4 protein-coding genes are annotated in these 10,957 nt (G+C 70.6%); 2 read left to right on the top strand and 2 right to left on the bottom strand.

The window, feature by feature from the left end; all coding sequences use genetic code 11:
* Positions 1-9 precede the first annotated feature (9 nt).
* A complete protein-coding gene (locus tag ACFV2X_RS20155; protein WP_385618091.1) occupies positions 10-156 on the top strand; it encodes a GNAT family N-acetyltransferase in 147 nt (48 codons plus the stop codon).
* Positions 157-222: 66 nt separating this feature from the next.
* Positions 223-5,877 (top strand): amino acid adenylation domain-containing protein, encoded by a 5,655-nt coding sequence (locus ACFV2X_RS20150; protein ID WP_385618088.1) that lies wholly within the window; start codon positions 223-225, stop codon positions 5,875-5,877.
* On the opposite strand, the gene ACFV2X_RS20145 is transcribed toward ACFV2X_RS20150, so the two are convergent.
* Together ACFV2X_RS20145 and ACFV2X_RS20140 are read right to left on the bottom strand one after the other, a co-directional pair.
* Positions 5,805-9,686 (bottom strand): amino acid adenylation domain-containing protein, encoded by a 3,882-nt coding sequence (locus ACFV2X_RS20145; protein ID WP_385618086.1) that lies wholly within the window; start codon positions 9,684-9,686, stop codon positions 5,805-5,807. The two genes, ACFV2X_RS20150 and ACFV2X_RS20145, sit on opposite strands and share 73 nt — an antisense overlap.
* Positions 9,674-10,906 (bottom strand): MFS transporter, encoded by a 1,233-nt coding sequence (locus tag ACFV2X_RS20140; protein ID WP_385618083.1) that lies wholly within the window; start codon positions 10,904-10,906, stop codon positions 9,674-9,676. The genes ACFV2X_RS20145 and ACFV2X_RS20140 overlap by 13 nt, the downstream gene beginning before the upstream one ends.
* Positions 10,907-10,957 lie beyond the last annotated feature (51 nt).

Genomic DNA, 10,957 nt, shown 5'->3' with positions numbered 1-10,957 from the left:
ACGTCACGGGTGCTGTGCGAACCGGCCGCGCGGGGGAGAGGGCTCGGGTATGCGGCCTTCGCCCCGTCCGCCGGGCGGGGGTACATGACCGAAGGGCTCGCCGTCATCCTGCAGTATGCCTTCACCGACCTGCGGCTCCACCGGTTGGAGTCGTGATCCGGCTGGCTGATGATCCGCTAATCTCATCGCCTTGGCAGTGCTCCATCGGTTCCTGGTGAGGTTATGGCCGACTCAGCCCCGCACGATCTGCCGCTGTCCTTCGGACAGGAGCAGCTCTGGTTCCTCGACAGACTGCGGCCGGGTAACTCGGTCTACAGCGTCGCTGTCGCCCTGCGCATCCGGGGGGACCTGGATGTCGAGGCGCTGCGTCGGGCCTTCGACGAGATCGTGCGACGCCACGACACACTCCGGGCCCGCTTCCCCGACAGGGCCGGCGTGCCGGTGTGCGTACCGGCCGATAGCGCGGACCTTCCGCTGTCGTTCACCGATCTCGGCGGGCTCCCGGAAGACCGGCGGGAATCCGAGGCGGAGCGGCTGTTGAGCGAGGAGGCCGACGCTCCCTTCGATCTTGTGTCGGGGCCGCTGATCCGGTTGCGGCTGGTGCGCCTGTCCGGCGAGGACCACGCGCTGGCCGTCACCGCGCACCAGATCGTCCTTGACAGCGCATCCATGGAGGTGCTGCTTCGCGAGCTCGGGCAGGTCTACGCGGCGTTCCGGGACGGCCGGCCCCCCGTGCTGCCCACGCCCTCCCCGCGGTACGCCGACTACGCGCGCGAGCAGCGCGGCCGGTCGTACGCCGCCTCGCTGGAATACTGGCGGAAGCGGCTCGATGGCGTGCCCGCGATGCTGCGGCTGCCGTGCGACAGACGTCGGCCCGCCGTACGGAGCGGACGCGGGGCAGCCCAAATTTTTGAGCTGGGCCAGGAGTTGACGGCCCGGCTGACCGGCTTCAGCGACAGCCGGGGGACCACCGTGGCCACCACGGTCCTCGCGGCGTTCAAGACCCTGCTTGCTCACTACTGCGACCAGCGGGACATTACGGTGGGCACGATCCTGCCCAACCGGCCCCAGGGCGAACCGGACAGCGCGATCGGGCACTTCGCCAACACGGTGGTGCTCCGCAGCGACCTTTCCGGAGCCCGGCTCGAGCCCGGTTTCGGCGAGGTCGTCCGCCGGGTGGACGCGGCGGTGCGGGAGGCCCGGGTGCACGGCGACGTGCCGTTCGAAGAGCTGATCAGAATCCTTCAGCCGGAACGTGATCCGAGTTCCACCCCGCTGTTCCAGGTGCTGTTCCGCGGGTCGGAAGGGCACGAGGAAGCAGAGGAAGCGGAGGAAGCACCGGAATTCGCCCGGCTCGCGGTGGAGCGCATCGACCTGCCGCGCACCTCGGCCAGGTTCGATCTCACCCTGGCGGTACGGCATCTGGGGGAGAAGCTGGTCTGCGAGCTGGAATACAGCACCGACCTGTTCGAGCCCGCCACGATCCGGCGCATGGCCGGACACCTGCGGCAGCTGCTCGAAGACGCCCTGGCCAACCCCGACCGGCCCGTCAGCGCACTGCGCCTGCTCCTCCCAGCGGAACGCGAGCAGATCCTGACCGGCTGGAACGACACCGGCTCGGCGCGCGGTGAGCCCCGGTGCCTGCACACCCTCTTCGAGGAGCAGGTCCGCCGCACGCCGGAAGCCCTCGCGGTGGTGTGGCGGGATCAGCGCCTCACCTACCGGCAGCTGGACGAGCGCGCCAATCAGATGGCGCACGCCCTGCGCTCCCGAGGGGTCGGGGCCGAAACCGGCGTCGGGATCTGCCTGGAGCGCTCGGCCGCGACTCTGGTCGCCCTTCTCGCGGTGTTCAAGGCGGGGGGCACCTTCATCCCGCTGGACCCGGACTACCCGGCGGAGCGCCTGGCGTTCATGCTGTCGGACTCCAAAGCCTCGCTGCTGATCTCCGACGCCACCACGGCAGCGGCCCTGACCGGAGCCGACGCCGTACCCGTCCTCCTGATCGACAGGGACGACCCGGAGATACGGTCGCAGCCGACGCTCCCGCCGGTCACCGGCGTGCTCCCGTCGAATCTCGCGGGCATGCTCTACACCTCGGGCTCGACCGGAACCCCCAAATGCGCGATGCTCACGCACGCGAACTTCGTCAACTACTTTCACTCGTTCGAGGAGCGCTACGACCTGAGCCGGCGCCTGAGGGCCCATGTGCAGATGGCGAGCTTCTCCTTCGACATGTTCATGGGCGACACCATGCGCGCGCTGTTCACCGGCGCCACGCTGGTGGTGTGCCCGCGCGAGGTCTCGCTGTCGCCGCCGGAGCTGCTCGACCTGATGCTTCAGGAAGGCGTCAACAGCGCGGAGTTCGTACCGCCGCTGCTGCGGGTGTTCCTGGACCATGTCGAGGCGAGCGGGGAGTCGCTGGAGTTCCTGGACTTCCTGATGGCGGGCGGTGACGTCTGGTACGTACGCGACTTCGAGCGTGCGCGGCGCCTGTGCCACCCGGGGACCGTGATGGCCGGGACCTACGGTCTCACCGAGTCCACCATCGACAACACCCACTTCGCCGAGGGGCACCCCGGCGACGACCCCGACGGCGCCCTCCCGGTCGGCCGCCCGCTGCCGGGCAGCCGGATCTACATCCTCAACAGCGCGCTGCAGCCGGTCCCGCCCGGAGTCGCGGGTGAGCTCTATGTCGGGGGTGACGGCGTCGGGCGCGGCTACTTCGGCCGGACGGATCTGACCGCGACCCGTTTCGTTCCGGATCCGTTCAGCGGAGTCCCCGGGGCACGGCTCTACCGCAGCGGTGATCTGACCCGGTACCGACCCGACGGCACGATCGAGATCGTCGGCCGGTCCGACCACCAGGTGAAGGTCCGTGGCTTCCGGGTCGAGCTGGGAGAGGTCGGGGAAGCCCTGCGCGGCCACCCGGATGTCGAGGACGTCCTGGTCATCGTGCATGACAAGGCCCCTGGGGACCGGCATCTGGTGGCCTATGCGTCGGTCGCCGCCGGACGGTGGCCGACTTCGGACGAAACGCGGCTCACGTGGGAGCGGGAGACCCGGGCCCGGCTGCGCGATCACCTGCGTGGGCGGCTGCCGGGCTTCATGATTCCTTCAGCGATCGTTCTGCTGGAGAGCATGCCGCTCAACTCCAACGGAAAGCTCAACCGCCGAGGGCTCCCGAGCCCCGAACAGGAGCTGTCCGCCCAGGTCGGCGGCGGCGCCGAGCCACGCACCCCGGCCGAGGAGATCATCGGGGGCATCTGGAGTGCCCTCATCGGGGTCGGCAGTATCGGGCTCGGCGGCATCGGCGTGCACGACAACTTCTTCTCCATCGGCGGCCATTCACTCCTGGCCACCCAGGTGCTCGCCCGGATCCGCACCGATCTGCGCGCCGAGCTCCCGGTTCGCGCGATCTACGAGAGCCCGACGATCGCGGGACTCGCCGAACGGGCCGAGGCGTCGCTGCGGTCCGGCACACCGACGACGCCGCCGATCGTGCCCCTGCCCCGGGTCGCCGGACAGCGGCTTCCGCTGTCATTCGCCCAGCGACGCCTGTGGTTCATCGACCAGTTGGAGCCGGGCAGCCCGGCCTACAACATCGCCTCTCCGCTGCGGCTGCGCGGCGCGCTCGATCGGGAGGCGCTGCGGCGGAGTCTGGAGGCGATGGTCGAACGCCACGAGGTGCTGCGTACGGTCTTCGGTTCCGATGACGGCGAGCCGTGGCAGGAGATCCGGCCCGTGCCGTCCTGGGAACTGGCCCTCACCGATCTCAGCGGGCTGGGGTCGGATGAGCGGACGCGCGAGGCCGAGCGGCTGGTCGGCGAGGAGGCCATGCGCCCCTTCGACCTGGTCCGGGGACCGCTCATGCGGACGGAGCTGCTGCGTCTGGCCGCCGACGAGCACATCCTGCTGCTGACCATGCACCACCTCGTCACCGACGGCTGGTCCGGCAGCGTCTTCTTCGAGGACCTGGCCGCCCTCTACGCGGCCGGGGGTCGCCAGGAGCGGGCTGGCCTGGCCGAGCTGCCGGTGTGCTACGCCGACTACGCGGTGTGGCAGCGCGACTGGCTGCGGGACGGGGTTCTCGCACACCAACTGGTCTACTGGAAGGAAAGGCTGGCCAGCGCTCCGACGGCCATCGAGCTGCCTTTCGATCGACCTCGCGAGGCTGCGGGCAGTTCGGCGGGACGGGTCGTGGAATTCCGCGTCCCGGCAGATGTTCTGGACGGGATCCGCGCCGTCAGTCAGGCGGGGAGTGCCACGGTGTTCATCACCTTGCTCACGGCCTTCCACTGCTTGATGGGCAGGCTCAGCGGTCAGGACGACATCGTGGTGGCCGTGCCGACCGCTGCCCGGGGTCGTACCGAACTCGACCGTCTCGTGGGCTTCTTCGTCAACACCCTGGCGCTGCGCGCCGACCTTTCCGGGAATCCCACCTTCCGGTCCTTGCTGGACCAGGTACGGCGAGTGGCGCTGGACGGTTACGCGCACCAGGACGTGCCGTTCGAGAAGATCGTCGAGGAGCTGAACCCGGACCGGAGCCCATGGCACAATCCGCTGGCCCAGGTGCTCTTCGTACTGCAGAACAACGCCCCGGAGACGGCCGAACTGACCGGACTTGACGTGGAGCCCGTACCGTTCGACGTCAGCACCTCACAGTTCGACCTCGGCATGCAGCTCTGGGAGACCGACTCCGGGCTCCAGGGCATGCTCTCGTACCGCACCGAACTCTTCGACGAGGACACCGCTGAGCGGATCACCTCCTTGTGGGGCACGCTGCTGCACAGCGTGGCGGCAGCCCCGGACACCCGCCTGTCCGACCTGCCCCTCTCCGCCACCCGCCCGCTCACGGCACCGCCGACCGGCGCGGAGCTCCCGCCACCGCCGATCGCCGACGGGCAGACCGCTGACGGGCAGACCGTCATCTCCCGCTTCGAGGCCCAGGTCCGGCGCACACCCGACCGGATCGCGGTGGTGTACGGCGCCACCGAGCTCACGTACGCCGAACTCGGCGAGCGGGTGGACCAGATGGCGTCGGCGCTGCGGGAGGCGGGGGTGGGACCGGAGCTGACCGTGGCGGTGGCGCTCCCGCGCTCGGCCCACCTGGTGATCGCGACGCTCGCCGTGCTCAGAGCCGGAGGCTGCTGTCTTCCGCTCGACCCCGGCACGCCGCACGATCGCCTCGAACTGCTGCCGGCCGATTGCCCGCCCGTCCTGACCGTCACGGATCGCGCCCATGCCTGGTTCCTCCCCGCCGACCTGCCCACACTGGTCATCGGCGAACCAGGACCGGCCACCCCGCCGGACGTCCGCACACCGCCTCCACAGCCGGCCGGCGCCGCCTGCGTGGTCCGGGCCGCGAGCGCGCACGGCGAACCCCTGGGGGCCGTCCTCTCCCACCAGGACGTGCTGCGTGTGATCACCGGGGCCGGTCCCTGTCCCGGGTTCGGCGACGTCTTCGACTTCACCGTATGGGAATGGTGGGGGCAGTTGCTGCGGGGCGGCCGCGTGACCGTCACGTCCCGCCGTTCGGCCGGGCAGGTCGCGGACACCTACCCGAGTGCCGACCGGCCCCCGGCCTACGTACTGGACGGAGCGGGGCGGCGGTTGCCGCCCGGCGTCGTCGGCGAGCTGTACCTGTCCGGTCCGGGGCCTGCCCGTGGCTACCCGGGGCGACCGGCCCGCACCGCGGAGCGCTTCGTGGCCGATCCGTACGGACCGCCCGGCGGGCGGATGTACCGCACCGGCGCCCGGGCCCGACTGCGCGGCGACGGCTCTGTGGACCTCGTGGGCCGGGCAGGTCAGGGGGAGAGCGCGGCTGCCAGCGCTCTTCCGATCATGGCCGACGGTCCGGGGGACAGCATCGCCGGATGAGCGCACTCGACGGAGATCTCCTCGATCGTCCCATTGATGAAAGGCGTCCACTCCCTGACCGCGTCCCGGCCCTCGGGCCGGTCCCGGGCGGCGGTGAAGAAGAGGAGATCTCCCCGGTAACGCCGGGGTACGTAACCCCGCCACAGCGCACGGTGATGCCTCAGGGCGGCCAGCACCCGCGGCATCTCGTCCGCCGCGAGCCCGTCGAGTCCACCGATCGCCTCGTGGAGAAGGTCCACCGCGCCGTCCTCCCCCCACCGGGGAAGCCGGTCGCCGTGGTCATGGAACTCCGGATAGCTGTCCAGCATGCCGAGGAACCGCACCTCTTCGCCCGCCTCTTGGAGCTGTACGGCGACGGCATGCGCGACGAGGCCGCCGAAGGACCAGCCGAGCAGCCGGTACGGGCCGACGGGCTGCACCGAGACGATCTGCTCGCGGTAGTCGCGCGCCATCTCCTCGATGGTCGCGGGGCACGCGGTGTCGGGCGACAACGCCCGGGACTGTAGTCCGTAGACCGGCAGATCCGGTGGCAGATGGCGGATCAGCCCGGTGTAGCACCAGCTGATGCCACCACCCGGATGCACACAGAACAGCGGGGTGCCCGAACCGCCCACCCCAAGCCGCAGAAGGACGTCGAAGGCCGTCCCGTCGCGCTCGCCGACCCTGCCCAGACGGCTGGCGAGGGCGGCGACCGTAGGCGCCTCGAACAGGTCTCGCAGCCGCACCTCCACGCCCAGCCGGGCCGCGATCCGGCCGGTCAGCCGGGCGGCGAGCAGCGAGTGGCCGCCCAGTTCGAAGAACCCCTCGTCGGCGCCGATCCCCTCGGCGCCGAGAGCTTCCGCGAACAGCTCGCACAAGACCTCTTCGACCGGCGTGCCCGGTCCCCGGCACGACTTCCCGGCGCTGGGCCGTGGCGCGGGCAGGGCGGCACGGTCGAGCTTGCCGTTCGGCGTCAGCGGCAGCGCCGGAAGCGGCACCACGACGGCGGGCACCATGTACTCCGGCAGCAGCCGCCGCGCCCGCTCGCGTACGGCCGAGCCGTCCATGCTCTCGGGGGTCCCGCCCTCGACGGGCACCACGTACGCCACCAGCCACTGGTCTCCCCACCTGTCCTCCCGAGCCACCACCGAGACCTGGCCCACGACCGGGTCGGCGGCCAGTACGGTCTCGATCTCGCCGGGTTCGATGCGGAAGCCACGCATCTTGATCTGCTGATCGGCCCGCCCCATGAAGTCCAGCACCCCGGTCGGCCGCCACCGTGCGAGATCGCCGGTGCGGTACATCCGCTCGCCCGGGGCCCCGAAGGGGCACGCGACGAACCGCTCGGCCGTCAGGCCCGGCCGGCCCAGATATCCCCGGGCCAGGCCCGAGCCCGCGACGTACAGTTCGCCCACGACACCGGGCGGCACCGGGGCCAGCGCGGAATCCAGTACGTAGATCCGGGTGTTGGCCAGGGGACGGCCGATGGGCACCGTTCCGGGCGGGAGCTCGGCACCGGGCTCCACGGGGAAGTCGGCGCAGCTGACCGTGGTCTCCGTCGGTCCGTACACGTTGTGCACGGTCATGTGCGGGTGTCGGCGGCGCCATCTGTGAAGCGCCTCGGCGGTGAGGGCTTCGCCGGCGAGCAGCAGCTGACCGGTGGGCGAGCAGAGGTCGGATGCCTCGGCCAGCAGCGGCAGATGACTCGGTGTGGCCTTCACGAAGGTGAACTCCATACCGGCCGGCTCCGCCATCTCGGCCGGCTCCGGGATCGAGGCCGTGAACAGGCAGCCGCCGACCGTCAGCGGCGTCCACAGGGCGGTGACCGTCAGATCGAACGAGAGCGACGTATGGAGCAGAACCGTACCGGCGGTCGCCGGGTAGGCCCGGCGTGCCCAGGCCAGGTAGTCGGCCAGAGCTCCGTGGGTGACGACGACACCCTTGGGACGGCCTGTCGATCCTGAGGTGTAAATGACGTAGACCGGATGACCGGGATGTGTCCGCACGGCCGGATCGGTGGCGGGTCGGCTCTCCAACTCGGCCTGGATCGAGGAGCCGTCGAGGCACAGCCGGGGTATGGCCGGCTCGGCCGTCGGGTCGGCCTGTGCCGTGGTGAGGACGAGCTCCGGCCGGGCGTCACGGAGCATGGCGCCGAGCCGTTCCACCGGATAGCCGGGGTCCAGCGGAAGGTAGCCGCCCCCTGCCTTGAGGACGGCCAGGAGCGCGATGACGGCCTGCGCCGAACGGGGCAGGGCGACCGCGACCAGCTTCTCCGGGCCGATTCCGCGTGCGGCCAGCAGATGTGCCAGCCGGTTGGCCCGCGCGTCCAGCTCCGCGTACGTGAGCACCAGGCCGCCGTCGGACACGGCCGGTGCGGCCGGGGTCCGGGCGGCCTGGGCCGAGAAGAGCGCGGGCAGGCTCGGGGCGGGTGCGTCCAGGCCGGTGTCGTTCCATTCGATCAGCACACGGTTCCGCTCGGCGGCGTCGAGGATATCGACGCGTCCGACGGGAAGCTCCGGGCTCCGCGCGGCGGCGGCCAGGATCCGTACCAGACGGGTGGCCATACGCTCGGCCGTCCCATGGTCGAACAGGTCGGTGCGATAACGGAGTTCCCCCGAAAGGCCGACCGGTTCGCCGTCGCGGCCGAATCGCTCCCTCAGACTGACGGTCAGATCGAACTTGGCGCTTCGCGTGTCCACCTCTTCGAGGCCGACCCGCAACCCGGGCAGTTCGGGGACGGCATCACCCTCGGGTTCGAAGACCAGCATCACCTGGAAGAGCGGATGCCTGGCCAGGGACCGCTCGGGGCTGATGAGTTCCACGACTCGCTCGAACGGAAGCTCGCCGTGTGCGTACGCCTTCAGGGTCCTGCTCCGCACACGCTCCAGCAACTCCCGGAAGGTGGGGTTGCCGGAGGTGTCGGTGCGCAGGACCAGAGTGTTGGCGAAGAAGCCGACCAGTTCCTCCAGCGCCACCTCGTCGCGGCCCGCCGTCACGGTGCCGATCGGGATGTCGGTGCCGGCCCCGAGCCTGGTCAGCAGCAGCGCCAGCGCGGCCTGGACCACCATGAAGGAGCTGGCCCGCGCGTCCCGTGCCAACCGCGTCAGTCCGCGGTGGGCCCCGGCGCCGATCTCGATCGGTACGGCTCCACCACGGAAGTCGCTCACCGCCGGACGGACCCGGTCGGCGGGCAGCGACAGCTGCGCGGGCAGGCCGCTGAGTTCGGCGGACCAGAAGGCGGACTGGCGGGACACCTCGCTGTCCGGGTCGTCCTCGTCCCCCAGCATCTCCCGCTGCCAGAGGGCGTAGTCCGCGTACTGGACCGGCAGCGGTTCCCACTGCGGTGCGCGACCGTCCGCCTGGCACCACGCCCGGTACGCGGTCCCGAGGTCGCGGAAGAGCGGGCCGATGGACCAGCCGTCGCAGGCGGTGTGGTGAATCACCAGCGCCAGTACCGATTCTTCCGGTGCCGACAGCAACAGCCGAGCGCGGACGGGCAGTTCGTGCGCCAGGTCGAAGGGGCGGGCGGCGAACTCCGCCAGGTCCTGGGCGAGCGCCGCCTCATCCGTCCCACGTACCTCGAACGGCACGCTCAGCGCATCCGGACCGAGGATGTCCTGGTGCGCGACCCCCTCCGTCTCGGTGAACACCGTGCGCAGACTCTCGTGGCGCACCACCACATCCCGGAGGGCGGCCTCCAGGGCGGCACGGTTCACGGCGCCGGAGAATCGCAGCGCCAAGGGGACGTTGTAGACCGCGCTGGGCCCTTCCAGCCGGTCGATGAGCCACAGGCGCTGCTGGGCGAAGGACAGCGGAATCAGACCGGCCACCCGGACTCCCACAGTGTGCGGTTGAGGGTTAGGGGTACCAGAGCGACCGCCAGTACCGCCGCGAGCAGTGTGAACATGGCGCCGGGCGACAGGAAGTCGAGCAGCAGGCCGCTGCCGAGCGTCCCGGCGGGCATCCCAAGAGTGAAGAGCATGAAGGTCGCGGCCATGACCCGGCCCCTCAGCTCGTCGGGGACCTGTTGGAAGATCAGCACATCGGTCATCACATCGAGCGACGGATCGCTGAGCAGCATCACCGCGAGTACGAAGAAGACCAGGACCGGGCTGCTGGACAGCGGCAGCACCAGGAGCGGCGGCACATACAGCCAGGACGCGGCGATCAGCAGTTTCCCGGGGCCCATCAGCCGGTGCAGCCGGCTGACGAACAGCACCCCGACGATCCCGCCCGCCGCCTCGCCGGACAGGGCGAGGCCGATGCCGGCACTGCCGACCCCCTCGCGCTGCAGGAGCACCAGGCACGACAGCACCGTGGCGGAACAGACCAGATAGAGCGCGAAGGTGATGCCCACCGTGGCCCGCAGCAGCGGGCTCCGGGCCAGGAAGCGGATTCCCTCCAGGGCTCCGCCGCGCGCCTTCCCCCCGCTCGTCTCCGCCTTGCCGTCGAACGGGACCGCGCAGGCCGCGCCGAACGAGAGCAGCGAGCCGACCGCCGCGCCGATGAACGGAGCCGAACGGCCGAGCCCGAAGAGGAATCCCGCCAGCGGCGGCCCCAGCAGACCCGTACCGTTGGTCCGCAAGCCGTCCTGGGCGAGTGCCTGCCGCAGCTGCGCCTTGGGCACGACCGAGCGAATCGCGAGCGTGCGGACCGGAAACGCATAGGCCATGGTGGCGCCGACCACCACCGCGACCAGCAGGATGTGGATGAGGGTCAGCCGGTCCATCGCGAGGGCGAGAGGGACGGTCAGGGACGCCAGGAAGCGCAGCCCGTCGGCCACGATGAGGACCACCCTGCGGTCGTAACGGTCCGCGACAGTGCCCGCGTGGATCCCGAAGAGCACCTGCGTCAGAAGCTGCACTCCGCTGAACGCTCCGGCGGCGAACGTCGATCCGGTCATCGCCAGCAACAGGAGCGGATACGCGATGGTGGACATGCGGGAGCCGAGCAGCGATGCCGCGGCACCTCCCCACAGCATCTGAAACCGCCAGTTCCTGCGCAGTGGACGCAAACCCGCGGTCGTCTCACCCGCTTCAGCCGACGCCATCCCCTGCCCCCGCTTGCCACCGCCCAAAATAATTCGGCCATGATTTCAGGG

It is taken from the genome of Streptomyces sp. NPDC059679 (genome assembly GCF_042734105.1).
GTDB lineage: Bacteria > Actinomycetota > Actinomycetes > Streptomycetales > Streptomycetaceae > Streptomyces.
The sequence above is the reverse complement of the archived record's forward strand: the minus strand, read 5'-3'. Positions and strand labels throughout refer to the sequence as shown.